Genomic DNA, 26,851 nt, shown 5'->3' with positions numbered 1-26,851 from the left:
CTCCGCCCATGGGTGATCACCTTACATACGATGCGGTTTGCAGCTGGCTGAGCGAGCGCGGTCTGGTAAGTGCTATATCCGAAGATATGGTCGCAAAGGCCATGGCGACGCGCGGCGAGCCCAGACCTTTGGTGCTCAACAGGCTCGGCGCGCTTGATGACGGTGAGCTCCAGTCGGCATTCTCAACGCTCACAGGATTGCCTCTGGCCAAGCCACAGGTGAGTGAGAGTGCATTGGCGCTGGTAGAGGAGCGGCGGGTTTCCAAAGCTTTTCTGCGCGCGCGACGCGCTTTGCTCCTCGATTGTGATGAAGACTGGGCCGAGATCGGGCTTGTTGATCCGCTCGATGACGCAGCGATTTCCGGTTTGCGTTTTGCTTTGGGCCGCGAGATGCGGATCGGGGTTCTAAAAGCGGGCGATCAGCGACGTCTTCACAGCCAGCTCTTTGAAGAGGGCGGCGAGGGGTGGCAGCTGGAGAACAGCGACCGCGCAGATGATGCGCTGAGGAATGCCCTTGAGTTTGATCGCGACGCCCCGGTCGCGCGCCGCGTCGCAGACTGGTTGATGCGCGCTGTCGAAGCGCGAGCGTCAGACGTTCATATTGAACCCAGACCCAATGCGCTGACCGTGCGTTATCGCATTGATGGCGTGCTCCACACGGTCGCTATGGAACGCCTGGAAGCCGCCAATGCCGTCATGGCGCGTGTGAAGGTCCTTGCGGATCTTGATCTAGGTGAGCGTCGCGCGCCACAGGATGGCAGGACGACGGTCGTCGTTGCGGGACGGCCTATTGATATCCGCGTCTCCATTGTGCCGTCCGTTCATGGTGAAGCGGCCGTGATGCGGATCCTGGACCGGGGCGGGGTCGAGCTCGATTTTAACAAGCTCGGCTTTTCGCCACGTCAGCTTGATCTGCTGAACGGCGCAATTGAATGGCCGCATGGCCTGTTTCTTGTGACCGGCCCAACCGGGTCGGGAAAGACGACCACCCTCTACGCCGCCCTTGAGGCGCTGCACAGGGATGATCGCAAGATCATCACGGTCGAGGATCCGGTGGAGTTCCATTTCGAGCACGTCACACAGGTCCAGACCGCCCCGAAAGCAGGAGTGACGTTCGCCTCGGCTATTCGTGCTTTCTTGCGGCAGGATCCGGACGTCATTCTGGTGGGAGAAATTCGCGATGGCGAGACCGCAGCGACGGCCATCCAGGCTGCACTGACAGGGCATCTGGTGCTCGCGACGCTTCACACGATCGATGCGAGCAGGGCAGTGCCGCGCCTTCTTGATATGGGCGTTGAGGCGTTTCAGTTGTCGGCCTGTCTGCGGGGCGTTGTCGCCCAGCGTCTGGTCAGACGGCTTTGCCCGGAGTGCAAGACCGAGAGTCAGGCCACAGCAAGCGAGGCCGCAGCTCTGGGGCTCGAAGCAGGGGAGGCGGTGTTCGAGGGCAAGGGCTGCGCCTATTGCTCTGAGACCGGCTATCAAGGGCGAATCGTGATTGCGGAAGCCTTTCAGGCCAATGAGGACTTCGCCCAATCGATCAGGCAACACGAAGATCTCTCGGCCCACGCCAAGCGGTTGATGCCGAACTCCCTCATAGAGGATGGCGTGCTGAAGGTCAGGACGGGGCAGACGTCGCCGACTGAACTGATGCGGGTTCTGAGCTCATGACCCGATATCGCTATAGCGCTCTGACACGCTCGGGACAGGCCCGCAAAGGGCTCGTTGAAGCCGCATCTCCAGAGGACGCCGCGCGCATTCTCGAAGGCCGCGGCGAGCTCGCGGTTCGGATTGCGGATGCTAGAGGCTTGCTGCGCTTTCTGGATTCCGCGCGTCCCGGCCGCTTGGAGCTTGCGGACTTCATGGATGATCTCGCCGCGCTTCATAAGGCCGGCGTGCCTTTGCGCCGAGCGCTCGATGTCTTGTCCGGTGAGGCGGTGACGCCGCGAGTTGCAAGGCTGGCGCGCCTCATGGCGGATCGTCTGGACGCCGGGGCTGAATTGAGCGCAGCCGCCCGTGTGGACGACGCGAATGATATCCAGCTCGCCGCCGAGCTCGCCAAGGCTGGTGAGCTGTCAGGTGAGCTTGAGTTGACCCTGAGGGCAGGCGCGAAAGTGCTGCGCAGTCAGGCGGAATTCGTCAAACGCCTGCGATCCGCGATGGCCTATCCGAGCTTCCTGCTTGTGCTCTCGCTTTTTGCCGTGATCGCCTTGTCTCTCGTCGCAGGCCCGGCTCTGGAGCCGTTATTGGCCGAGACGACCAACGGCAAGGCAGATGGCTTGCGCATGGTGCTGGGCTTCGGGGCTTTTGTGCGTGAGCAGGCGGTCGTTGTCGTTCTGGCGCTCATCGCTGTCAGCGCGGGTCTTGTCTGGGTGTTCCAAAGACCGGCGGTCAAGTTTGCGCTGGCGGTCCTGCGGGCGCGTATCCCCTTGGTCAAAGGTGTTGTCAGGGACCTCAATATCGGCGCTTTCGCCCAGACGCTAGGCGCGTTGCTCGCAGGGGGAACGCCGGCGGCGAAAGCTGTGGATCTCGCGCGCGCGACCGTGGCCAACGCATATTGGCGCAAGAAACTTGAGGTCTGCGGCGAGGCGCTGCGCGATGGCGCCAGCATGGCGGGAGCCCTGATGGCGGTCAAAGACGCGCCCCATGAAATCAGCCACCTCGCGATGGTCGGCGAAGAGACGGGCACGCTCGGGCCCATGGTCGTGCGCGCCAGCGAAATCATGTTGGGGCGTGCGCTTCGACGTCTCGACCGCCTGGCTGCGGCAGCAGGACCAGCGCTGATCGTGGCTATGGGCGGATTTCTTGCGTGGGTGATGACCAGCTTCCTGGGCGGGCTCGCGAGTATTGGCGATGGGGTGATCTGATGAGAACACAGCCATCGAAAGAAGACGGGTTTTCTCTGGTCGAGACCGTTGTCGCGTTTGTCGTGGTCGCCACCGCGGCAGTCGGCGTCCTGGCGGGCGTGCGAACGGCTGTTCGCGCCAGCACCGAAGCGCAAGAGCGTTTCTTTGCGCTCCAGATGGCGGAGACGCTGTTTTGGAGCGCGCGAACCGGCGACCCGGCGGAGCTGGCGACGGAAGGCCCCTATGGTGAGGACGGTCTGGTCTGGACGCGCACTATTTCGCCTCTGGCGATTGGCGATGATGTCTTTGAGGTCCGCATCGAAGTCCCATGGCGTGTGGGGCAGGACATCAGGAGCGTCTCCCTGGTCGGGTATCGTCGGGGGTTTGAAGATGAAGAAGACTGACCAAAACCAGGCAGGTTTCACGCTTACGGAAATGCTTGTGGCGCTGGCTGTGGCCAGCACTTTGATCGTCTCGGTCGGTCAGCTTCTGTCGCTTACCGCGCGCGCCTATCACCGCGTAACGGGCTCAGTCGAAACCTTGCGTGAGTATCGCAGCCTTGACCGGTTCCTGAGCCTTTTGGAAGCAGCAGATAGCGATGCCGGGAGCTTGGCTCCTGACGCGCTTGAACTGCGAAGAGGGGATTACTCAGTGCTCCAGGTCGCGCTTCAGCCGGAGGGCGCCGCCTCACTAAGCCTGACGCATAATGGCGTCAGTCTTGAACGCGATCTTGTTCAGATCGTTGCGGCGGACTGGAGCTTTAACGATCATGTCATGACGCTTGCATCCGCTCAGAACAATCAGCTGCTTATCGCTTTTCCAAGGACGCGAGAGATTCCTTTCAACTGCCGCTATGACAGCGTCGCGAAACGGTGTCGCTGATGAGATTTGAGTATCAGCCCACCCCCTACGCCAAAGTCAGCTTCCATGAACGGGCCTTGCGGTGGTGGCTTCGGGAAGTCCGTGCGCTTCTGGAGCCGGCACAACAACGCATAGGCTGGCGTGAACGCCATCAGGTGTCCGTTCAGGGGCGGGATGTTCTCTGCCTGATGCCAGATCATCTTGGTTTTCGCACTCGCATGACCTTGCCGCAGGGCGAAGCCGATCAGCACAAGCGGGGCTTGGCGCTTAAGCTGGACTCCCTGTTGCCGCTTCCGCCCCGTCAGCTGACTGTGGTGATGGGAGAAACTCCAGAGCAAAAGGAAGAGAGCGCCCGTTATGCCATTGTCGCGTTCCGCAATTCCGATCTTCAGGCCTGGACCGAGGAGCTTCTGAAAGGGGGCGCTCGCTCGGTCAGTTTTGCGCTTGAGAGCGAACCGGAACTAAAGGTCCTGAGCGAGGCCGGTTATAAACGCCATATTCGCCAACTGGGGCTGAGTTACGGGAGCTGGGCGGCTCTTACGGGCGCCCTCTGGCTGGCCCTGGTCAGCTGGAACAGCGCGCTTGAGCGTGAAAGCGACCTCTTGACCCAGCGTGAAGCTAAAGCCCGAACTCACCTTGTGGAGTTACGGGACGCTTTATCCCAGGCTGAGCTGAATAGCGCCCTCGGGGCGGGTTTGGACTATAGCTCGATTTCGACCCTTCGGTCTGATTTGACCGCGATCATGCAAGACCTTCCCCCGGCTGCCGCTCTGAGAAGTCTGACCTGGTCCCCAGACCATTTGGGAATGGTGTTTCGCGAGGAGGCGCCCGAAAGCGTTGATGTTCAGATCGGGGGCTGGTGGCGCTCCACTGAGGTCACAGGCAGCGCCGAGAGCGCCGGGCTGCAGTTTCAACGTCTCTCTGAGGAGGCGTCGGAATGACCCCATCTGTCTCCAAAGCCGCTGCTGGTTTGATACTGCTAACGCTGTTCGTTTTCGTTTTTCTACAACCCGCTTCCACGCTGTTCGACCGGTTTGCCTCCGTACAGTCGCAGAAAGACAGGCTGGAACGCCTAAAAGACCAATCCTCAGAGCTGGCGAGACGCTTTCCTGAAGTGCGCGATATTGAGTTTGCGTCTGTCTCGGGGGACCCGTCGTTTGTCCTTTCCCGACTAGACCAAGGCGTAAGGCGAGCTTTTGAGGGCTTTGAGGGAGCGCGATACGCTTCGCAGATTGAGACTGAAGAGAGCGGCTTTAGCTGGGCTGTTGTTCGCGTAGAGGGGCGAGGTGATCTCATTGACCTGGATGAGGCGCTCAACCGTCTCAGTGAAGACCTGCAGCCTGTTCAAGTCCGGTCGCTCTCTGTCGAGGTCATAGGTTTGCGTCGCCCGGAAGATACGCTCGCGCTTGTTGCGGAGTTCGTGGTTCTCGTTGACCGGGAGGGGGCGGAATGATGCGCCATTTTCGCGCAGAGATTTACCCAGGTTTGGCGGCTGTGGCGCTTTTGGCTGTGGCCGTTTCGGGCGTGTTCGCGCCATTTTCGCCTGAAGATTTGTCTGAAAATACGTGGGCTGCGGAGCGCATTCCGGTCCCTGTCCAGAATCGGGCTGAGCCAGACCCGGTCGCTCTGTCTCTAGGCTCGCCCTTTTCGCCTGACCGCGAGCCTTATGCACGTCCGGTGATTGCCCCAGAGCCTGCTCCGACGCCGCCCAGAAGAGATGTCGTCATCGATCTGATCGGTATTGTTGTCGAAAATGGCGAGCGATCTGCGGTTGTGCTGCTGGATGGCGTTGAAAGCACACTCCAGGTCGGGAGCGAGACCGAAGCGGGACGTGTCGCCTTTATAGGGCTGGACTCTGTGCGATTTGAAGGCGAGCAGACACAGACTATCAGCTTGTTTGATTGATGAAACCTCGGGTCGATTAATCCGGAAGACTGCGAGCTTGCGCGCCGCAGGTGATAAATTTTTTGTTAGTCGCCCCTTGCGCGATGCGCCTCAATCGGTGTTTTCTGCCTCACAAATCTCTTTTTACGGGATTTGAGGGGGAATCTCATGATTGTTCGGTCGCTTGCCTTATGGGCGCTTTTTGTCGTTTGCGCCTCTCATGCGGCCGCCCAATCTTATCAATATGACGAACGAGGCCGGCTCATCCGTGCAAGCTATAGCGATTGCTCCACTATCCGGTATTTCTATGACGCTGCGGGGAACCGCACCGAGCGGATCGTGCTTGCGGGCGATGGGAGTTGCGCCGGCAATCAGCCTCCGGTAGCTGCCAGTGACACGATTGTCCTTGCTCCTGGGGCGACCGGGCTCTTTGACTTGCTCGCCGTTCACGGGAGCGGAAGCGCAGATGATGACCCCAATGGCGATCCCATCCGCATTGTCTCTGTCACTCAGGGCTCTGTGCCTGCCGCCTCCTCGGGCGCTCTAGGCGTGCAGCTTCAAGATGATCGTCGGCAGGTTCGGATCACGGCGCCTGGAGTAAACGGAAACTATGGGTTCTCTTATCGCATTGAGGATGCGTTCGGCCTGACAGATGAGGCCCAAGTTCAACTCACGGTTCAGACAAGCGGCGATCCCGATCCCGATCCCGATCCCGATCCTGACCCTGATCCCGGTCCTGACCCAGATCCCACACCGGGCGATTTCGCGACGGGTGATACGGGTTTCATGGTTGTCGGCGAGACCAAGAGCTTTGATGTCCTGGCGAATGATGCCGGGACGGGTTTGACCTTGATTTCGGTTGAGCGAGTATCTGGCAATAGTACGGCATCTGTCGTGAACAACCGTGTTCGCATCATAGACAATGGGAGCTATCCGACCTCGGGAGCCTATCAAGCCGAGGTGTACCGCTACACTGTTGAAAACGCTTCCGGTCAGCAGGATGCGGCCCAGCTGACCCTGACGGTCAACCGCAAACCTGTTCTGACCTCCCCAATGCCACCTTCGATTGAAATGGCTCCCGGTGAGGAACTTGATCTGACCTTGGTGGACCTCGGCGCGTCTGATCCGGATGGGGATCAGCTGCAGTTTGAAAATGTGTACGTGCTCTTGCTGGCTTTCGATCGAGCCGAGATCAGCCAGGACGGTCAGACGATTCATCTCAAGGCCCCGTCCTCCACGGGGCAGGCGATCCTGAACTGCCGAATTAATGACGGACGTTGGGGTACGGTGAATTGTGGCTTCAACATCAACGTGGTCGCACCGCCGAACCAGGCGCCGATAGCCTTCGATAACAGCTATACGGTGGCGTCCGGCTCTACGACGAACTTCAGCGTTCTGGGCAATGACAGTGATCCGGATGGCGACAGCCTCTCGCTTGCAAGCGTGTCAAGCGTTTCGGGTGGGGGTTCTGTGAGCAGGAATGGCAACCAGGCGCGATTTGTCGCGCCGACGGGGCCCGCGAGCTCGACCTTCACCTATACGGTGTCTGATGGTCGCGGGGGCAGCGATACGGCGACCGTGACTGTGACCACGAGCGCACCGCCGAACCAGGCGCCTATAGCCGTCGATAACAGCTATACGGTGGCGTCCGGCTCTACGACGAACTTCAGCGTTCTGGGCAATGACAGCGATCCGGATGGCGACAGCCTCTCGCTTGCAAGCGTGTCAAGCGTTTCGGGTGGGGGTTCTGTGAGCAGGAATGGCAACCAGGCGCGATTTGTCGCGCCGACGGGGCCCGCGAGCTCGACCTTTACCTATACGGTGTCTGATGGTCGCGGGGGCAGCGATACGGCGACCGTGACTGTGACCACGAGCGCACCGCCGAACCAGGCGCCTATAGCCGTCGATAACAGCTATACGGTGGCGTCCGGCTCTACGACGAACTTCAGCGTTCTGGGCAATGACAGTGATCCGGATGGCGACAGCCTCTCGCTTGCAAGCGTGTCAAGCGTTTCGGGTGGGGGTTCTGTGAGCAGGAATGGCAACCAGGCGCGATTTGTCGCGCCGACGGGGCCCGCGAGCTCGACCTTCACCTATACGGTGTCTGATGGTCGCGGGGGCAGCGATACGGCGACCGTGACTGTGACCACGAGCGCACCGCCGAACCAGGCGCCTATAGCCGTCGATAACAGCTATACGGTGGCGTCCGGCTCTACGACGAACTTCAGCGTTCTGGGCAATGACAGTGATCCGGATGGCGACAGCCTCTCGCTTGCAAGCGTGTCAAGCGTTTCGGGTGGGGGTTCTGTGAGCAGGAATGGCAACCAGGCGCGATTTGTCGCGCCGACGGGGCCCGCGAGCTCGACCTTCACCTATACGGTGTCTGATGGTCGCGGGGGCAGCGATACGGCGACCGTGACTGTGACCACGAGCGCACCGCCGAACCAGGCGCCTATAGCCGTCGATAACAGCTATACGGTGGCGTCCGGCTCTACGACGAACTTCAGCGTTCTGGGCAATGACAGCGATCCGGATGGCGACAGCCTCTCGCTTGCAAGCGTGTCAAGCGTTTCGGGTGGGGGTTCTGTGAGCAGGAATGGCAACCAGGCGCGATTTGTCGCGCCGATGGGTCCCGCGAGCTCGACCTTTACCTATACGGTGTCTGATGGTCGCGGGGGCAGCGATACGTCGACCGTGACTGTGACCACGAGCGCACCGCCGAACCAGGCCCCGAACGCGGTCAATGACACATATTCCATGACCGCGGGTGAGATCCTGGTGTTGCCTGTTCTCAGCAACGATACCGATCTCAATGATGATGATCTCTTGGTGACAGGCGTTAGCGCTGTGAGCGGAGGGGCGAGCGCCCAGGTGATGCCGGACCAGAAAGCGGTGAGTTACTTCGCACCGCAGCAGGCTGGCTCATACACTTTCAACTACACCATCAGTGACGGGCAAGGCGGTACAGATACGGCGACCGTGACCGTGAATGTAACAGGTGGCTGCGGCGGATTTATCTGCCTGCCAGGCTTCTAACCGGGGGCGGTCATGCGGATCAGAATACTGGAACAGTCCATGCTTCAATCTTGTGTCAGCACCCTGGCGTGCGTGCTCGCCGCTTGCGCATTGGGCGCGTCCAACGCTCAGGCGCAGGGCGGCGGAGAGGAGGAGGCGCCGCCCGCCACGATTGCGGTCGAGCATATCAAGCGGGCCAATGTTGAAGACCGCCTCCAGATGCATTCAGATGGTCTGTTGGGGGATAGCGTTGATCTGAACACCGGGTCGGTCAGCTTTGAACATGTGGATGTTTCAATACCCGGGAACTCCGGGCTCGAGGTCGCCTTGCGTCGATCAAGGGGCCAGGATTTCCCGTTTCCTCACCTTGATGCGCTGACCTTTGGCGGAACGATCTCGAACGATTTCTCGGACTGGACTCTCGAGCTGCCCAGAATCGAGCTGACCGAGTTGTCGCGCCATTATACCGCCGCCAGCACAGGGCCGGACATGTGTGCGTTGCCGCTGCCTGCAGGCGCGTTCTACACATTTCCGGGCGATGCGCCGTCGCTCGAGGACCCCTTCTTCGAGGGGTACCAGATCTCCAATGGCATGACGATGACCGTGCCGGGTCGCGGGTCCCAGCGCTTGCTGGCCTCTCCTTCCGGGGTGAGCTGGCCCAGCGGAGCCGTCGCGGTGACACGCGATTTCTGGTGGTTCGAGTGCGCCACAGCCACAGGCGCGCAAAGCGGCATGATCGCCCACGCGCCCAATGGCGACCAATACCGTTTTGATCTGTTTGACTGGGCGCCGCAGACGGCCATTCCCGTCACCCAGGGTGAGAAGAGCAGCGCGCTTGGCCGGGTGGATGCCGTGTTGCTGGCCACCGAGGTCACCGATGTGAACGGCAACTGGGTGCGCTACCAGTATGACGCCCAGAACCGCCTGACGCGGATTCATTCCAATGACGGACGCGAGATCACGCTCACCCGACGCTCGGACGGTCTTGTAACCACCGTCAGCGTCAACGGTCGGGACTGGGTGTACGATTATACGCTGGTGAACGGGCGCTCCCTGCTTGAAACGGTCACGCTGCCCGATAACCGGTCCTGGTCGTTCAGCATGAACGCATTCGGATCAGGCGCGCGCTCGGAACATGATTGCGCAGCGCCCGATTACACCATCTCGGTCACCCATCCCGATGGCGTGACAGGCAGTTTCACCTTCCGTGAAACCCGTCATCTGAAAGGGGATGTGATCAATGACAGCATGACCGCGAGCTGCATTTCCGATCATCTGGCCGATGACAAACCCTATTACGACCACATGTCGCTGATCTCACGCAGCCTGAGCGATCGCGGCGCCAGTCCCGTCACGTGGACCTATGCCTATTCGGGTTATACCTCAGGGGCGATTCCGGCCACGAAATGGGGCGAGGTGACGCTGCCGACGGGTGAGCGTTTGCGCACGCATTATCACCGCGGCGGCCTGTTTGAAGGCATGCTGTCACGCACGGAAACCTATGCTGACGGCGTGCTGGTCCGCTCCGTGGACTACACGATGACTGCAGAGGCTTCGCTGGGCTCCCAGCTCTTGCTCAACGAGAACGCCGCGAAGTTCGACCGTCCGCGCCATGTCACGACCGAGGTCCTGTCCCAGGACGGGGATTCCTACACCACGCTGCGAGCGTTCAACACGACGCAAACCGCCTCGAACTACAGTTTCGGCAACCCGGTGAGCGTCACCCGGTCGAGCTCTGTTCAATCGGGCTCCCGGATCATCGCCACCACTTACGCCCACAATCTCAACCACTGGATTCTGGGTCTCACGGACACCGTGACGCGCAACGGGATCCTGTGGAAGGATTTCACTTATGATGCGCTCGGCCGTGTTACGCGCGAGGACCGTTACGGTTCGCTTTACGCCACCTTCGGCTATCACACGACGAGCGGCCAGCAAGGCGCGCTCGCCTGGGTGCGCGATGCGCTGAACCAGCAGGTCAGTCTGGATGACTGGCGGCGCGGTCAGGCCGAGACGATCACCCGGCCTGATGGCGTGGTTCTCACCCAGACGATTGACGATAATGGTTGGGTCAGCACGCGCACCAATGCCAATGGCTTCACGACGAGCTACAGTTATACCGCGACCGGTTGGCTTAGCGGGGTCACCCCGCCCAATGTCTCCGGCCAGTATTCCGCTCCGACCACGATCAGTTATGTGCCGGGCGCGAGCCAGGGGCTGGTTCAGACCATCACGCGCGGCGATCTTCAGACGGTCATCCGGTATGATGGTTTCCTCCGTCCGGTGCAGGACGAAATCTCCGACACCAGCACGGGGCAGACCCGCATCAGCCGGCGCACCTATGACGCGCTGAATCGGGTGACGTTTGAATCCCTGCCGTCAAACAGCGCATCCACCGCGATTGTCGGCACGCTGACCGAATATGATGGCCTGGGCCGCGTCATCGCCGCGCGTCTCACGGCCAACGGTTTTGACGCCAGCGTCCAGCCTTATTCCAGCGTCACGACCGCCTATCTGTCGGGCAATCGTCGCCGGGTCACGGATCCGCGCGGTAATGTCACCACAACGACCTATCTGGGCTTTGGCGGGCCGGATGACGGCGCACTGCAAGCCGATGGCTCCTACGCCGCTGCGCCGGTCTTTATTGATGCGCCCCTCGGGGCGGATGTGCGCCACACCTATAACAGTCACGGCCTGCTGGATCTGACCGAGCAGCTGGTGGGCGCCACCGTGATCGCCAGCACGGATTATACCTATGATGCGCGCCAGCGTCTTTACTCGGTGCGCGACCCTGACAATCACACCAGCTACACCTGGTATGATGCGCTGGACCGGCCCATCGTCACCCAGGATGGCGAAGGGCGCCGCACGCGCCAAGTCTACACCGCCCTCAATCAGATCGAGACAGTCATTCAGGCCTGGGCGGGCAATGATAATGGCACGGGCTCAACGCTTGACTGCGCCCAGATGCGAACGCTCGCCGCCCAGGGCCAGCAACAGGTGTGCTACAGCCACACCACCTACACCTCCACCGGCCAGATCGACACGATCATGGATGCGGGCGGCAATGTCACCAAATACGCCTATGACGCCCATGACCGCCTGACGCAGGTGAACTTCCCCTCGCCGACGACGCCGGGCACCTGGTCCAGCTCTGATTACGAGGCCTATGGCTATGACGGGCTTGATTTCATGGCCAGCAAGCGCACCCGTCGTGGCGATGTGATCGATTACAACTATAACGCCCTGGGTCAGCTTCTGGACCGGCATGTCCCCGGCGCGCCGACCCACTCGGCCAACGGCCGCACCGTCACCCATTCCTATGCCTATGCCCATCCGATGGGCTTGCGCACAACGGCGGTGCATGACGGGCTGACGCTGGGCTATCAGTACGACACGTTCGGGCGGATCACATCCCAAACCCATCAGAACGGGCTTGCGGTGTCTTACGCCTATGACGTGGCGAACAATCTTGTTGAGCTCACCTATCCTGACGCCAGCCGGGTGGCCTATGGCTATGACGCGCTGAACCGGGTGGTCTGCGCCGAAGAGGGCGCGGCGAATTTTAACGATCCCTGCGCGTCTGCGGGGCGGCGCCTCGCCAGTATCGCCTATGACGCCCAGTCGCGCCGGCAGAGCGTCAGCTACGCCAATGGTTCAACGGCGCTGTTTGGCTATTCCGCGCGCGGGGATATCCGCTGTCATGACATCAATCTGAGCGGCGCTGCGGCCTCGGCGTGTACTGGCGCGGGGGCGGAGATCGCCTATGACTTCACGTCGAACGGCGTGGGGCAGATCCTCAGTGAAAGCCTTGTGAGCACGCTCAGCGGTGAGGATCTGGTCTGGCGACCGTCCTTCTCGGCCAATGATAATTACGCCGTAAACGGCCTGAACCAGTACACGACTGTCGCGGGGACGACGCTCAGCTATGACGGCAATGGCAATCTCACCTCGGATGGGCGGGGCCGGTCTTATGTCTTCGACGCCGAGAATGTGCTGCGTACGGCGACGGTCTCGGGCACGGGCACGACCGATTACCGCTATTACGCGGACGGCACGCGGGCAGAGAAGATCGCGCCCGGCAATCTGACCAGCCAGTTCTATTATATGGGCGGCCTCGGCTATCTCGACGCCGGGGACACTGAGTTCGCCGCCAATCAGGAGATCGCCGAATATGACGGCGCGACCCTGCTCCGGCGCTATGTGCGCCTGCCAGGCTCGGTCGATGAAGCGGTCCTGATGATCGATCAGAGCCTGCCTGCGGGCGACCGCGAACGCTGGGCGCATCCCAACCGTCTGGGCTCCACGATTGTGATCAGCGATAGTGCGGGCGCGGTGATCGACACGCACACCTACTCCCCCTTCGGCCAGGCGGGCGAGGGCGATGGCGGCTTCCCGTTCCGGTTTACGGGGCAGAAACTCGATCCGGAAACCGGGCTCTATTACTACAAGGCGCGGTATTACGATCCGGAGTTGGGGCGCTTTCTGCAGACCGATCCCATCGGCTATGCCGACCAGATGAATCTCTACGCCTATGTGGGCAATGATCCGGTGAACCTGCGAGACTCAAGCGGCTTGTGCGGAACACGGATCAAGGATGAGAATGGAGACAATCGGGAAGGCGCGAATTGCAGCGGAAAATTGAATCTGGGCAGCTTATCTGATCAAAGGGGTCATAGTGATCCAGAGGCATCGGCGCGTTCACTTCCTACAATTCAAGGTGTGTCATCCCAAATTAGCGCCCGTGCTGCGAGCTTCGAGATGCCCGCTGACGTTTCAGGTATGATGGTTACTGTCTGGCCTTATGGGGACGCTGTGGATATTCGAGGGGCCGCAGCCTACGGGCGAGTGCTTATTCGAAATGTTGATGAAGCCGCTGAAATGTTGGAGCGTCGAAGTGTTGAAACATTTCTTGCTGACCAGTTCTTGCCTGATACAACAGTAACCTTTAATCTTTCAGTCTCTAGGGTCGTGATGGGGGAGAAAATAGGGACCTTTAGAAGTAGGCGATATGTTGGTTTTGAGACTCCAGGTAGTATTTGGATTGATAACAAGAACTACAATAATTATAGGGTGCATGTTGAAATGGATGCAGGGCTTAATCAGGTCTTGTGGTATCGTATTACGCCCTATCGAGGTATCCCGCGTGAAGTCCTGAACGGTACAATACCTACACTAAGTCCGGAGTACTAAAATGATTAAAGGCTTTTGGATTTTTGTCCTGCTTGTATTCACTGCATCATGTGGCAATGGCAGTGCGGTTTCTCGTCTTAATGGTGAAGACTATTGCATATACACTATTCAAAAATTTGGCTTCTCAAAAGATACATTTAATTCTGTGGAGGTTGAATCAATAGTATCCAATATTGAGAGCTTTGAGGGTAGTGTCATATATACGGGGGGTGAGCAAATTCAAGCAAGAGCCAGATGCGGTTTAAATTCTTATGATATTGGAGGTGGTGATATCCCAATATTAGTTTCTTTTGTAGACGAATAGTGTTTAGGGTTTGCAATCTAATATTCTGGCTTTTTTACTGCGCTCATTGTTTGGGTGGTCAATGGAAGTTAATTGACGTACGCCCAGTCGCGCCGGCAGAGCGTCAGCTACGCCAATGGCGGGGCGGCGCTCTTTGGCTATTCCGCGCGCGGGGATATCCGCTGTCATGACATCAATCTGACCGGCGCTGCGGCCTCGGCGTGTAATGGCGCGGGGGCGGAGGTCGCGTATGACTTCACGTCGAACGACGTGGGTCAGACCCTCAGTGAAAGCCTCGGCAGCACGCTCAGCGGCGAGGATCTGGTCTGGCGGCCGTCTTTCTCGGCGAATGAGACTTGCGCGGTGAGACGGCGGTTCAGGCGAAGCGCGTCTGGCCTGCCCGAGTGGGCTCAAATCTCCCGCCGCAAGCGGCTCTCGACGCTTTCTCGCTGCGCCTGCCGTTCATAGTCCTCGGCCACAGAGTTGAGCGCGCCCGCCAGTCTGGGCCAGTCCAGCATCAAGGCATCCGCATGGGCGCGATAGCGGGCGGCCAGCGCGCGCTCTTCCGCGCCGTCTGTGGCGGAATGCACGCCCCTGTTGTTGTGGATTTGAATGACGAAACCTAGTCGCAGGTCCTCAAACGCTTCACGATCCAGCAGCGCTCTGGCGCCCTCATGCGGCCAGACGCCGTCTGATCCGTCCGAAACGTGAGACAGCATCTGGCCGATGATCTGTTCCGTTATCTCGCGCCGGTCACACGCCTCCGCCAGAGCCAGGGATTCGTCGACAAATCGATCCAGAATGTCGGGGCGGATCGTTCCGGTCTCATCCAGTCCTGGATAGGCTTTGCCATCCATCAGGATATCAAGTGCGTTTTCGGCGTTGAACACCTCCTGATCCGTCATGTCTCTGGCTTCAGCGGAGCGTTCCTTGAAGGCCATCTTGATAAGCTCGATCAGATGAGCGGGTTGGGTCGTGATCGCACGGTAGAGGGATTTGGCCTCACTCCACCGGCCAAAGCTCAAGGCTCTGAAAAAGAGAAACTCGAGTTGGACGATGCGATGTTCGGCAACGCCGTCGCCGTTCTCAATCGCCTTGATCGCTTCTGTCACGCTATAGCTATCAAGGGGCCAGCGTTCCTCATCGTCTTGAGACTGGGCGATGGCCTCCAGAATTCTGGCCAGCGTGTCAGCTGAGACAGTATCAAATTGTCCCTTGAGGGCATTCAAGGCGGTGTAAGGCCGTTTCGCATCGAGCAAGCAATTGATGATTGTCTCTGCGCGGTCTGAACCGGCGTCTTGAAGAAAGTAAGGCGTCGCAGAGCGCCAATAGCTGGCCTGAACGTCGGCCGGTTGGCTCTCCAGAAAATCCCATACGAATGCGCGCTGTGGCGCGCAGCTCAGCAGACGTCCAAGCCTGTCTGCATCGTGACCCGCCTCGCGCGCGAGGAGCAGGACGCGTTCAAGGGGCTCAGCCTCGCCTGACTTCAGGATGTGGTTGAGATACCCTGAGGTCAGCTGGCCTATCGGGTCCTGTCTCAGATACCCGTTCTGTCGAGACACGAGAAAGGTCACGACTTCATCGAGGGGAGGAGCGGCGTCCAGTTGACCCAGAGTGCAGCCAATCAGATAGGCATCGGTCTTGTGCGCAGCGAGGGTAAGCAAGCCAGCCAGGCCGGAATGGTCCAGAATCTCCTGAAGGGCCTGTTTGCGGTGCTCAGTTCTCAGAGCGTCTTCCGCCTTGTAGTCTTCAAGACGCTTAAAGGCGGGCAGATCGACCCAGCTGTTCTCGAACAGCCAGGCATGACGCCAACTCAGATCATCCGGCTCGGTGAGCGCGTAAAGTTCTTGCAGTTGTTCGATCAGGATCGAGGCGCCGGCGTCACTTTCATCGCGATAGTTCAGGAGCCTGTGCAGCTTTTTTGCGTATAGCGTCACGCAAGAGGGCGAGGGCGTCATCACCGGGCTTTTCGCTCCCGATGTCGCGAATAGCGGCGAGGATCGGATCCGCCCATCGATCCGACAGATTGTCGATCTTGTCTAAAAGGGCTGCCAGTCGCTCCGGGACGCCATGAGCCATGCTGACCTCTCGGTCTGCGAAGGCGCACAGGGCATCATTTCGCTCTTTAGGGGACACGCCGCGCCCGGCGCCGGCGTCCTCCTCCCGCCAGACTGGGCGAGATGAGGGTGTGGCGTAATCGTGACCTGTATATAGGAGCTTATTGATAAGCTCGTATCCAAGGTCAGGATGCTTCGCGATGAGGCGGTCGAGTACCTTCAGGCGCTGTTCAAGCGTTGCCGCGGTTTGAGGCATCCACGATCTGAAAACGCTGATGAGCGAGTTAAAAGGGCGATTGGAGAGGTTGTCTGGTAGTTTGAAACTCGACAGTTGGCACAGCGCGTCGCAGACACGCTCCAGCCGTTGGGGCGCCCAGGCCAGCAGTTCCAGCGCCCAGAGAAGGTCCACATGCCATCTCCTGCCCCAGAGCGGATCGCTATCGGACTCGCTGAAGAATGCTTTGATAGCGGGTCCGGGACGGCGAAGATCGCTCAGGACGGCGTCCAGGAACGCGTCGGGCGCCGCTTCCGCCAGACTGCGCAAGTCTGAGGTGCGGGAGAGCCATTGTTCTGGGCTGGCGTCTATCAGTGCGTCTCGGACAACCCTCTGAACTCTGCCCTCAACATCAAGGGAGGCAAGGGGTTCAAGCTCCCGCCCGCGGACCGCAAGCATGGGCAAAGCGCCCAGCAAGGACCGCCGCAACAAGGGCGATTCAGGGCGCGTCTTGCCATAGATCTGGGCAGCGTGACGCTTGTCTGCGGGGAGTTCGAGCGTGGGATCCAGATCGCTGAGAAGCTCGGCCGCCTGGGTGAAATAACGCTCAAGCTGGCCGCGCGTCAGTTGGGGCCCGTACAGCAAGAGGAGCTCTAGCCGGGATCGCACTTTCCAGACCTTCCCGATCCGCATGATCGGGGCGTCGTCCCAGCGTGCGATACCCGCGAGTTCTCGCTCAATCGTTTCAATATCAAGGCCTGTGATGTCAGAAACGATCGCCTCGTCAGTCAGATTGCCTGCGACCCATCCGTCTATAAGGCTGAGCGCCGGGAGCAGGGCGGTCGGGGCGCGGAGGGGCCATTTGGGCTGAGTGATGGCCGTATTGGTGGCTCGCAGGCGCCTGTAGATCGACCAGGACCGGCTTGTTGAGTTGGCCAGCTTTTCTGCGTCGCTGTTCTCAACCCCCATTGCGATGAGTGTGTCGCGAAACTGGTGGTGTTCCACCCGGTCAAGTTTGATCCGGCTGGGGGCGTCGGGCGAGTCATCCACCTGCCGCGCATTCAAGCTCTCACCCGAAGCATGTGGGACCACGATTACAAGGCCGCGCCTTTGCGGCGGCGCCTCACAAAATTCGGGCCGTGTTGCAATGGCGATTTTGATGGTCTCGTTCGTCTCTACAAACCGCCAGCCTTCCTCGCTGGTCACGACTACCGCCTCGCGAGAGAGCGGCAGGTCATCAAGCAGAGACGCGCAGGCGAAAGCCGCGCCTTCTCCCGCGCTGTCCGCCCATATCGGGATCGGGGAGACCGGCGAGGGCTTGGCCAGTTCTGATGTTATCGTCTGCAGCAGAAGTCCTTTGGTGGCTTCCCGATGATCCAGAAGGGCTGGTCTGGAAATAGCCGGGGCGCACTGATCCGCCCAGCCTGACCAGAAGCGTTCAAGGGGTGCGACTCCGGGCCCCGCCAGACCGAGTTGACTGGCGAGATACAGACTGACGGCGGGTCTGTGTTCGAGCCAGGCTTCAAGGTCGTCGGCGTCATAGCCGCGGACATCCGCCCAAAGACCCTGTTGGCGTTGTTCAGTGACCCATTTCGCCTTCGTCGACCAGTGTCGCGCGGTGACAAATATGAACGTTGAGTTCTGTCGAACCGAGGCAGGCGTTTCCTCCATTCGCTTCGAATAATCGCGGTTGGCTTTTCGGGTTATTGCGCCAGCGGAACTGCCTTCACAACTCAGCTCCCAGAACGATCGCCCACACGGCACCCAGGGATCTCCCTCTGTGCTCAGAAGCTCTCCATCCCAGCCCGGCGCTTGCACGGAGGCGCCTGCCGGCATGCTGAGTGCGGTGACCGATCCGGCGCTGGCCGAGAGGCGACGGATAATACGTGGAAGCTCTGAGCGGGCCTGCGGCGTGCTCGCCCAATCAGCGAGTTGTCGGGCAGAAATGTGCATGGAAGAATCGCCTAGCAGTTGCGCTCAATTGCGAGCGTATGGTTGCGACGAGACGCGAACAAGTTTCGCCGTGTAAGAGCGATGATTTCCCTGAGGCTGCCGTACATGTTCTGAGACGTACCCGACAACGCTTTTGCGGAGTGTGTCAGGAGTAATTTGGAAGCCGAAGGTCGCCACCGCATGAGCGGCGTACTTGATCACACAATATGCACGGTGCGCTCAAGGGTTGAGCCTTGCGTCAACCTTTTGAAATAAATGAAATTTAAGGCTCGATTGGCGTTTGAATAGTGAGAATCGAATAAGGAACACCCTGTACCCAAATCGGGATGTGGCAGACTTATCAAAGCTCTATCCTGTCGCGGGAAGATTTGCGATGTGTACCTTATCTGTTCCCAGGTCCAAATCGGGCCCGGCGCTCGCGTTACACGTGTGACGGAGGCTGGTGCGGTTGGGCAGGCAAGGCTTCCAGAAAATCAGACCAGGTTTGCGACATTTCAAGCGCCTGTTCGTACTCATTTGAGCTTTCCAGCACATCAGGATTCAGGCCTGAAAGGCGCCGGTTGATCGCGGCTGGCGTATACCCAAAACGCTTCAGATGATGCCTTGCCGACTTGCGGAAACTGCTTCCGGAAAATGGCTTCTCGTCATGGGCGAGCGCACGCAGTGCGCTGGTATATGTCATGTCACTGACAGGGTAGTTGGGTTGGCGCAATGAGCTGAATATCCATTCGGAGCGAGGCGTTCGAAACCGTGCGGTATCCACGAAAATTGAAGCGGCCTGTTCGGAGAGCCGAACTAACCGCTCAGGGCTCTTTCCGTGAGTGGGCAAGCGCCAGAGCCTTGCCTCAAGATCAAGGTCTTCCCAACGCGCAAATCGCACGCGCATGGGCATGACCAATGTATGTGCGAGCGCCATTAATCCCGCCCGCACAAGTAGATCTCCATGGTAGGTTTTGATGCTTGAAATCAGGTTGCCCAAAGCCTGCGAACTTCGGGCCGGACGCACGCCTTTCCTCTTCCGCTTGGGCAGATGGTAGAGGAGAAAATCACACTCATTGTCACCCTCAAACCGATCCGTCTCGATCGCATATTTGATGATCTGATTGGTCAGCTTGATGGCGTCTCTGACAGTGTCATGCCTGCCTCGTTTGACCTTCCATTTGAGCGCGACCAGCAGCCGTTTTGCGGTGAGCTCTGATATGTCCCAGGGCCCCAGGACTGGTAACAAAACGCGTAGCAGGCTCTCCATCTTTTTGAGCGTCGCGGGAGCGGCGCCCCGGAACTCGCAATCGATCAGATAGTCGATCGCGATGTTGCGAAAGCTGAGGTCTCTTTTGAAGTGCATTTGAGCTTACTCAGCCGCAGGAACAAGGTGGTTGGCCCGCGTGCCGTCATCTTTCAGACGGTCCAGATAATCGGACCATTCCTGCATCATGCGTGTTCGCCCTTGCAGATATTGGGCGGCGTTGTAGATGCCTCTGATGCGGTTTTGACTCACGTGGTCAAGCTGGCGTTCGATCCAGTCATAATTGTACTCCTGCTCATTGAGCATGGTGCTCGCGGACTTTCGAAATCCGTGAGCAACATGAACATCACCCATCACACCGAGGGAGCGCAGAGCTTTGTTGAACGTCATATCGCTGATGGGGTGGCCGGGTTTGACGCGGGAGCCCATTACCAGTGTGTCGTCTGCCTTGTTGCGGTGCATTTCCTTGATGAGACAGACGACTTGGCTGGAGAGCGGCGTGATATGAAAGCGGGACATTTTCGTACGGTCTGCAGGCGCACGCCATAGAGCCGCTTCAAGGTCAAAATCCTCCCATTGGGCCAAACGCAACTGGCCTGGCCGTACAAATGTATGGGCAAGCAGAAGGAGGCCATTCTTGATCAGAGTGTCGCCTTCGTAAGTCTCGATACGTGCGAGAAGAGCGCCAAAGGCTTCTGGCTCTCTGATGGCCGCGTAACCTTTGACCCTTGGCGTCACCAGTGCCTCACGGAGCATATAGCTGGGGTCTTGTTCACATCGTCCGGTCGCGATGGCGTAACGGAAGATGCGGCCTGCTAGGGCGCGCGCTTCGGTGGCGACGACATGCTTGCCGCGCGACTCTGTGGCTCTCAGAACCTGCAAGAGCTGCGGGGCAGTTATTTCCTGAATGGGTAGGGGCGCGAGATCAGGGAGAAGCAAACGAAGGAGCGCGCGTAGTTTCTTGAGCGTTGCAGGCGCCGCGCCTTCGGTCTCGCGTTTGCGCAAGAACTCCGTCGCTATCGAGCCGAAGGAGGATTGTTCAAGTTGCGCCAGTTCTTGTTGTCTTGTTTGCCGCTCTAAAGAAGGGTTCAGGCCTTCATCCAGCAGCTCTCTATAATGATCGCGCTTTGATCTGGCTTTCTTGAGGCTGACTGAAGGGTATCGTCCCAAGCCCATCATCTGGGCCTTGCCGTTGAAACGGTATCGGAAGCGCCAGTATCGGTCTCCTTTCGGAGTCACTTCAATCGAGAGTCCGTTGGAATCTGATACGCGGTATAGGGTGTCGGCAGGCTTGAGGGCCCGGATTTTGGCATCTGTCAGGGGCATGGCTGGCTCAGCTCTCTACTCACATTTCTACTCACAATCGGGCTGGAAACCCGTAGGCCTTCTGATATCGCCTTGGACAGGTGGGTCTGAATTGCTCAATAGAATCAGAGTGAAAACCGGGTACGTTGAACAGGCTTGGACATTGCTGGACAGGGTGCGGAAGCCCATCACCCGCTCCATTCTTCTTCTTCTTCCTTTGACGGCCCTGGAACGCGCAGCGACTTTGCGCGCGAGCCTCATATTACCGATGCTTCACTAGGGTTTGCGGCCTGCCTCGGGTCTGCTGGGTCTTGCCTCAGCCAGACGGAGACCGCTCTGAATGCCCCTGACTATCTGCACGCTCGCCCTGACAGCCGTCCTCAATGCCTGCTCCGGAGCGGCGTGTCTGGAGGCGCGGACCTGGCCAGCGCCCATGCGCACGGTCGACGGCGCCAGCCTGTCTTCGCCCTACCAGCCTGACGCCCGCATCAGCGTGCCGGACGAGGCGGTCCATGTCGGGGCGCAGCGCTGGGCGCTCCATGATGCGGTGGATGCCGAGATGCATCTGTTTGTGGAGGCAGGCGAGGATCGCATTGTCGACCGGCTCTACTGGATTCAGTTCGAGGCCTATCTGCCAAGCCTGCCCAATGCGGGGTATGACTTTCACCTGTCCGATCTGGAGCGGCGTCAGCTTGGAGAAGCCGAATTCTTCGTACGGGCGCGCTTTGGCGAAGGCGAGGGGGATACGCCCGAGCCCGGTTCCGACAACGCCATGATGCGGGCTGTCCTGGCCGATGCGGGCTATGCCCTGCCGGCGGAAACCATCAACGCGACCATGAAGCACGTCATCGATCCCAATGATCCGCGCGAAGAGCTGATGATCATCTACATAGAGGACCTCGAACCCACGGGCGCCACCATGGACGAGATCATCGAAACCCGCCTGAAAGGCCCGCTCTGGGCCGGCCTGTCCCAGGGCGTGCTTGATCGCGCGCAGCAGCGGATCAGCGTTGAGGTGGGGGAGTAGCGCCCAGCGCTCGTCCAGCCCGATTGCACTCTGCACCCGAAGCGCGGCATGCTGACTTGAACGGGTCATCCGGGGTGAGAGGGGCGAAGCATGTCACGCATACTGGTCTATTTCGCCCATCCCGGACGGCGCTATTCGCGAGCCAATCTGGGGATGGCGGAGACAGTCAGTCATCTGGCGGGCATCACCTATATCGACCTTTACGAGCATTATCCCCGCCACGATATCGAGATCGAAACCGAGCAGGACCGGTTGCTGGAGCATGACGTCATCGTCTTCCAGTTCCCGCTGTTCTGGTATTCCACGCCCTCGCTCCTGAAAGACTGGATCGATCTCGTGCTCGAACACGGCTTCGCCTATGGCGAGGGCGGGGAGGCTCTGAAGGGCAAGGCGCTGCTCTGCGCCATCACGACCTCGTCGCCGGAAGACGCGTATTCATCCGAAGGCTTCCAGCACTATCCGCTGCGCACCTTCCTGACCCCGCTCGAGCAGGCCGCACGATTGTGCCAGATGCGCTTCCTGCCGCCCTATGTGCTCTATGAGGCGCTGAAGGCGGCCGAGGATGAGCGGCTTCAGGTGCATGAAGACGGCTACAAGCGCCTGCTGATCGGTCTGCGTGAAGGTCATTACGACTATGAGCGGGCGCGGGAGGTCCACATTCTGCAAGCCGGAACGCTCGACGCGGTCCTGAATGACGGGGAGACGGGTCATGGGTGATTTCCTGTTGCTGACGACCCTGTTTCTGGGCGCCGGCGTTCTGGCCGTGCCCATCGCGTCGAAACTCGGCCTGGGGTCGGTGCTGGGCTATCTGCTGGCCGGAATTGTGCTGAGCCCGATCCTTGGGCTTTTGCATGTGGATGTGATCGCCATCCAGCATTTCGCCGAGTTCGGCGTGGTGATGATGCTGTTCATTGTCGGGCTGGAGCTGGAGCCGCGGCGCCTGTGGGAGATGCGCGGACGTCTTCTGGGGCTGGGCGGTCTGCAGGTCGGGATCACGGCGCTTGTCGTGTTCGGCGTGTGCCTGTTCCTTGAACTGCCCTGGCGACAGGGGGTGGCGATCGGCTTCATCCTGGCGCTGTCCTCGACCGCCATTGTGCTGCAGACCCTGACCGAGCGCGGGCTGATGAGTTCGGATGGCGGCCGCAGCAGTTTCTCCGTGCTGTTGTTTCAGGACATCGCCGTCATTTTCATGCTGGCGCTGTTTCCGCTCCTCTCAGCGCCGGACCTGGTCGCGAGCGTGGCCTCCCATGGCGCGGGCGCGCATGGCGCCGACGCGGCCGGCGGGCATGGCGCGGGTGGCGATCTCGCGCCGTTCGAGCATCTGCCAGGATGGGCGAAGGGGCTGGTCAGTCTTGCGGCCATCGCGATCGTCGTGGGCATTGGCAGCTATCTGACCCGGCCGCTCTTCCGCTTCATCGCCATGGCGCGCCTGCGCGAGCTGTTCACCGCCGCCGCCCTGATGCTGGTGGTGGGAATCGCCCTCTTGATGACGCTGGCCGGTCTGTCTCCGGCGCTGGGCGCGTTTCTGGCGGGCGTGGTGCTGGCCAATTCCGAATACCGGCACGAGCTCGAAAGCCATATCGATCCGTTTCGCGGTCTGTTGCTGGGCCTGTTCTTCATCACTGTGGGCGCCGCCGTGGACTTCCAGCTCCTGGCTGACCAGCTGTGGACCACGCTGGCGATGACGCTGGGGCTCATCGTGATCAAGGCGCTGATCCTGTTTGCTCTCAGCCTCGCCTTCCGCATTGGCGGTTCGGACCGCTGGCTGTTCACGCTGGGATTGGCGCAGGCGGGCGAATTCGGCTTCGTTCTGCTCACGCTGACCGTGTCTGAGAGCATCCTGCCGCAGACGGTGTCGAGCCAGCTCTTGCTGGTGGTGGCGCTCTCCATGCTGCTCACGCCCGGCCTGTTCGTGCTCTATGACCGGATCTGCGCCCTCATGGCCAAGCAGACCCGGCCCGCCGAGGCGGACGAGATCGATTCCCATGCCGAGATCATCATCGCCGGTCACGGCCGCGTGGGCGGCATCGTCAACCGCATGCTGCGCGCCTATGGCCACGAGACGACCGTGCTCGACTATTCCTCCAGCCAGCTTGAGGCGCTGAGGGCGTTCGGATTCAAGGTCTTCTTTGGCGACGCCACGCGTCCGGACCTGCTGCATGCCGCGGGCATCGAAAAGGCGAAATTGCTGATCGTGGCCCTGAACAATCGTGACCAGATCACCGAGCTGGTCCGCCATGTCTGCAAGCATCACCCGCATGTTCACGTGATCGCGAGAGCCGTCTCGCGCGAACATGTCTATGACCTGTATGCGGTGGGGTGTCGGGACATGATCCGGGAAACATTTGATTCGAGCGTCCGGATCGGCCGCAGCGCCTTCGAGGCGCTGGGAGCGCATGCGTTCGACGCTGAACAGATGTCACGCGCCTTTGTTCAGGAAGACCGCAAGATGCTGCGCGAGATGGCTGAAGTCTATGATCCGGAAATTCCCAACCACAAGAACCTGGCCTTCGTGACCCGGGCCCGTGAGGTCTTCGCCCGGCAGCAGGATGAGCTGAGCGGAGGCGGGCGTGTTCTGGGCGCGATGAATGATCGGCGCTGGTCGCCGCCGACGCCCAAGGATGTACGGGTGGAGCGCGACCAGGCGCGCTCCGACCCGGACGCGCCGGACTAGGCCGCTTTCACATGCGCCATGGCGTCGCTGATGGAGTCCTTGCCCTGGCTGAGCTGAAAAACCGCGCCTGAAGCTTCAGAAACGCTGACGCACCGTTCCAGCACCTCGGCGACATCCTCACGCGGGATTTCAGAGCCGCTGACCTGCTCGGGCGAAACCTCGACGCTACCTGTTCCGGGATCGTTGGTGAGGGAGACCGGACGCACGATGGCGAAGTCTATGCCCGCGGTCTGAAGATGCTCGTCGGCCGCCTTCTTGGCCTTCAGATAATGACGCAGGCCTTCCGGGCCTTCTTCAGGATTGTCGGTTCCGACCGAGCTGAGCATGACGAAGCGGCGCGCTCCGGCGCGCTTGGCCTTCTCGATCAGGGATATGGCGCCATCGCGGTCGATCTTGTCGGTCAGCTCCGCCGGGGTGTCGCCGCCCGAGCCCGCCGCAAAGATGACCGCATCCATGCCCTCCGCCACATCGTCAGGCAGGCTGACGAGGTTGGCGGTGCGGGTCTCCGTTCCTGAAGGCAGGGCGCCGAGATCAGAACTTTTGCGGACGAGGGCGACCGGAGTGCGGCCCGATTGCTGGATCTTGCGAGTCAGATGGCGGCCGGTCAGGCCGGTCGCGCCAGCGATGAGAATACGCATGGTGTTCTCCTTTCATGACGGCATGAGACAAATCCCAGCCTCGGCCGGTAAAACGGCTGAGGCTGGGCCTTCGTTCCAACAGTCTGGAAAGCCGGCGCAGAGGCGGTGGGCGGGCGCCTTCATCTGCAGAAGCCTGCGCTCCGGACGCTTTCTCCCTTGCCTTGGACGAGAACGGGCGCTATGCCCCGCGCAATCGCCCTGGCGCATCGTTCAGCAGTCGGACCGTCGGCTGATGCAAGCGCCGCAAATCCATGTTCCAGCTTGAGGGTCCACGACAATGGCCAAGGAAAAGTTTGAGCGTACGAAACCGCATGCCAACATCGGCACGATTGGTCACGTTGACCACGGCAAGACGACGCTGACCGCCGCGATCACGAAGTACTTCGGTGACTTCCGCGCGTATGACCAGATTGACGGCGCGCCGGAAGAGAAGGCGCGCGGCATCACGATCTCGACCGCGCACGTGGAATACGAGACGGACAACCGTCACTATGCGCACGTGGACTGCCCGGGCCACGCCGACTACGTGAAGAACATGATCACCGGCGCTGCGCAGATGGACGGCGGCATCCTGGTGGTGAACGCGGCTGACGGCCCGATGCCGCAGACCCGCGAGCACATCCTTCTGGCCCGTCAGGTCGGCGTGCCGGCTCTGGTGGTGTTCCTGAACAAGGTCGACCAGGTTGACGACGAGGAGCTTCTGGAGCTCGTGGAGATGGAAGTTCGCGAACTTCTGTCCTCCTACGACTTCCCGGGCGACGACATTCCGATCATCGCGGGCTCTGCGCTTGCGGCGATGGAAGGCCGTGATCCGGAAATCGGCGAGAACAAGATCCGCGAACTGATGGCGGCTGTGGATGAGTACATCCCGACCCCGGAACGTCCGAAGGATCAGGACTTCCTGATGCCGATCGAGGACGTGTTCTCGATCTCCGGCCGCGGCACCGTGGTGACCGGTCGTATCGAGCGCGGCATCATCCACGTGGGCGACGAGATCGAGATCGTGGGCATCCGCGACACCCAGAAGACGACCTGCACGGGCGTTGAGATGTTCCGCAAGCTGCTCGACCAGGGCGAAGCGGGCGACAATGTCGGCCTGCTGCTGCGCGGCATCGACCGTGAAGGCGTTGAGCGTGGTCAGGTTCTGGCCAAGCCGGGTTCGATCACCCCGCACTCCAAGTTCGAGGCTGAGGCCTACATCCTGACGAAGGAAGAGGGCGGTCGTCACACCCCGTTCTTCTCCAACTACCGTCCGCAGTTCTACTTCCGCACGACGGACGTGACCGGTGTGGTGATCCTGAAAGAGGGCACGGAGATGGTCATGCCGGGCGACAACGTGGAAGTGTCTGTCGAGCTGATCCAGCCGATCGCGATGGAAGAGAAGCTGCGCTTCGCCATCCGTGAAGGCGGCCGGACGGTCGGCGCGGGCGTTGTGTCCAAGATCATCGAGTAAGCCTTACGCTTCACTCGACAGCGCAAGCTGACAGAACGCCCCGGAGCCCCGCTCCGGGGCGTTTTGCATGTGGGATGAAAGCCTTCACAAGCGAAGCTCATAGAAAGAGCTCCCGCACAGATTGTTGCTCGTCGTGAGGCGCGCATCTGCTGTTTCCGGGATGAGGCGGATTCGGCCTTGCCCGCATAAGGCGCACAAAAGGTTCG

19 protein-coding genes are annotated in these 26,851 nt (G+C 60.2%); 14 read left to right on the top strand and 5 right to left on the bottom strand.

Going from position 1 to position 26,851, the window contains the following annotated elements; translation table 11 throughout:
* The first annotated feature begins 8 nt into the window (after positions 1-8).
* The 10 genes from OA2633_RS03815 (at position 9) to OA2633_RS16015 (ending at position 14,099) form a co-directional block, all read left to right on the top strand.
* The gene (locus OA2633_RS03815; RefSeq protein ID WP_040612440.1) at positions 9-1,667 is read left to right on the top strand and encodes a GspE/PulE family protein; all 1,659 of its coding nucleotides are present in this window, start codon (positions 9-11) and stop codon (positions 1,665-1,667) included.
* A complete protein-coding gene (locus OA2633_RS03810; RefSeq protein WP_009801168.1) occupies positions 1,664-2,863 on the top strand; it encodes a type II secretion system F family protein in 1,200 nt (399 codons plus the stop codon). The genes OA2633_RS03815 and OA2633_RS03810 overlap by 4 nt, the downstream gene beginning before the upstream one ends.
* Positions 2,863-3,246: a prepilin-type N-terminal cleavage/methylation domain-containing protein gene (locus tag OA2633_RS16230; RefSeq protein ID WP_009801167.1), complete on the top strand. Its 384-nt coding sequence runs from the start codon at positions 2,863-2,865 to the stop codon at positions 3,244-3,246. The genes OA2633_RS03810 and OA2633_RS16230 overlap by 1 nt, the downstream gene beginning before the upstream one ends.
* Entirely contained in the window at positions 3,233-3,724 is a 492-nt protein-coding gene (locus tag OA2633_RS03800) for a type II secretion system protein J (RefSeq protein WP_009801166.1), read from the top strand. Before OA2633_RS16230 ends, OA2633_RS03800 begins: the two co-directional genes overlap by 14 nt.
* On the top strand, positions 3,724-4,644 hold the full coding sequence (locus OA2633_RS03795) for a hypothetical protein (protein ID WP_009801165.1): 921 nt from the start codon (positions 3,724-3,726) through the stop codon (positions 4,642-4,644). Before OA2633_RS03800 ends, OA2633_RS03795 begins: the two co-directional genes overlap by 1 nt.
* Positions 4,641-5,156 carry a hypothetical protein gene (locus OA2633_RS03790; RefSeq protein WP_009801164.1) on the top strand — a complete coding sequence of 172 codons (516 nt, stop codon included), beginning with the start codon at positions 4,641-4,643 and terminating at the stop codon, positions 5,154-5,156. Before OA2633_RS03795 ends, OA2633_RS03790 begins: the two co-directional genes overlap by 4 nt.
* The gene (locus OA2633_RS03785) at positions 5,153-5,608 is read left to right on the top strand and encodes a hypothetical protein (protein WP_009801163.1); all 456 of its coding nucleotides are present in this window, start codon (positions 5,153-5,155) and stop codon (positions 5,606-5,608) included. Before OA2633_RS03790 ends, OA2633_RS03785 begins: the two co-directional genes overlap by 4 nt.
* A 147-nt stretch (positions 5,609-5,755) precedes the next feature.
* On the top strand, positions 5,756-8,623 hold the full coding sequence (locus OA2633_RS03780; RefSeq protein ID WP_083783184.1) for an Ig-like domain-containing protein: 2,868 nt from the start codon (positions 5,756-5,758) through the stop codon (positions 8,621-8,623).
* A gap of 39 nt (positions 8,624-8,662) precedes the next feature.
* The gene (locus OA2633_RS03775; RefSeq protein WP_162010961.1) at positions 8,663-13,795 is read left to right on the top strand and encodes an RHS repeat-associated core domain-containing protein; all 5,133 of its coding nucleotides are present in this window, start codon (positions 8,663-8,665) and stop codon (positions 13,793-13,795) included.
* Between the two features lies 1 nt (position 13,796).
* Positions 13,797-14,099 carry a hypothetical protein gene (locus tag OA2633_RS16015; protein ID WP_156776092.1) on the top strand — a complete coding sequence of 101 codons (303 nt, stop codon included), beginning with the start codon at positions 13,797-13,799 and terminating at the stop codon, positions 14,097-14,099.
* A 389-nt stretch (positions 14,100-14,488) separates the two neighbouring features.
* On the opposite strand, the gene OA2633_RS03770 is transcribed toward OA2633_RS16015, so the two are convergent.
* From OA2633_RS03770 to OA2633_RS03755, 4 genes are all read right to left on the bottom strand, one after another.
* Entirely contained in the window at positions 14,489-16,036 is a 1,548-nt protein-coding gene (locus OA2633_RS03770; RefSeq protein WP_009801160.1) for a hypothetical protein, read from the bottom strand.
* Complete coding sequence (locus OA2633_RS03765; protein ID WP_156776090.1) at positions 15,966-18,302, bottom strand: hypothetical protein; 2,337 nt, start codon at positions 18,300-18,302, stop codon at positions 15,966-15,968. Before OA2633_RS03765 ends, OA2633_RS03770 begins: the two co-directional genes overlap by 71 nt.
* Before the next feature lie 421 nt (positions 18,303-18,723).
* Positions 18,724-19,647, bottom strand: coding sequence for a tyrosine-type recombinase/integrase (locus OA2633_RS03760; RefSeq protein WP_009801158.1), 924 nt, complete (start codon positions 19,645-19,647; stop codon positions 18,724-18,726).
* Between the two features lie 6 nt (positions 19,648-19,653).
* A complete protein-coding gene (locus tag OA2633_RS03755; protein WP_009801157.1) occupies positions 19,654-20,874 on the bottom strand; it encodes an integrase arm-type DNA-binding domain-containing protein in 1,221 nt (406 codons plus the stop codon).
* A gap of 319 nt (positions 20,875-21,193) precedes the next feature.
* Here OA2633_RS03755 and OA2633_RS03750 point away from each other — a divergent pair, with 319 nt between their 5' ends.
* From OA2633_RS03750 to OA2633_RS03740, 3 genes are all read left to right on the top strand, one after another.
* The gene (locus tag OA2633_RS03750; protein ID WP_009801156.1) at positions 21,194-21,880 is read left to right on the top strand and encodes a hypothetical protein; all 687 of its coding nucleotides are present in this window, start codon (positions 21,194-21,196) and stop codon (positions 21,878-21,880) included.
* A 90-nt stretch (positions 21,881-21,970) separates the two neighbouring features.
* Positions 21,971-22,597 (top strand): NAD(P)H-dependent oxidoreductase, encoded by a 627-nt coding sequence (locus OA2633_RS03745; RefSeq protein ID WP_009801155.1) that lies wholly within the window; start codon positions 21,971-21,973, stop codon positions 22,595-22,597.
* Entirely contained in the window at positions 22,590-24,554 is a 1,965-nt protein-coding gene (locus tag OA2633_RS03740; protein ID WP_009801154.1) for a cation:proton antiporter, read from the top strand. Before OA2633_RS03745 ends, OA2633_RS03740 begins: the two co-directional genes overlap by 8 nt.
* On the opposite strand, the gene OA2633_RS03735 is transcribed toward OA2633_RS03740, so the two are convergent.
* A complete protein-coding gene (locus tag OA2633_RS03735; protein ID WP_009801153.1) occupies positions 24,551-25,192 on the bottom strand; it encodes an SDR family oxidoreductase in 642 nt (213 codons plus the stop codon). The two genes, OA2633_RS03740 and OA2633_RS03735, sit on opposite strands and share 4 nt — an antisense overlap.
* A gap of 277 nt (positions 25,193-25,469) precedes the next feature.
* Between OA2633_RS03735 and tuf the strand changes: the two genes are divergently transcribed.
* The gene (gene tuf, locus OA2633_RS03730) at positions 25,470-26,645 is read left to right on the top strand and encodes an elongation factor Tu (RefSeq protein WP_009801139.1); all 1,176 of its coding nucleotides are present in this window, start codon (positions 25,470-25,472) and stop codon (positions 26,643-26,645) included.
* The last annotated feature ends 206 nt before the right edge of the window (positions 26,646-26,851 follow it).

Source organism: Oceanicaulis sp. HTCC2633 (assembly GCF_000152745.1).
GTDB lineage: Bacteria > Pseudomonadota > Alphaproteobacteria > Caulobacterales > Maricaulaceae > Oceanicaulis.
The sequence above is the reverse complement of the archived record's forward strand: the minus strand, read 5'-3'. Positions and strand labels throughout refer to the sequence as shown.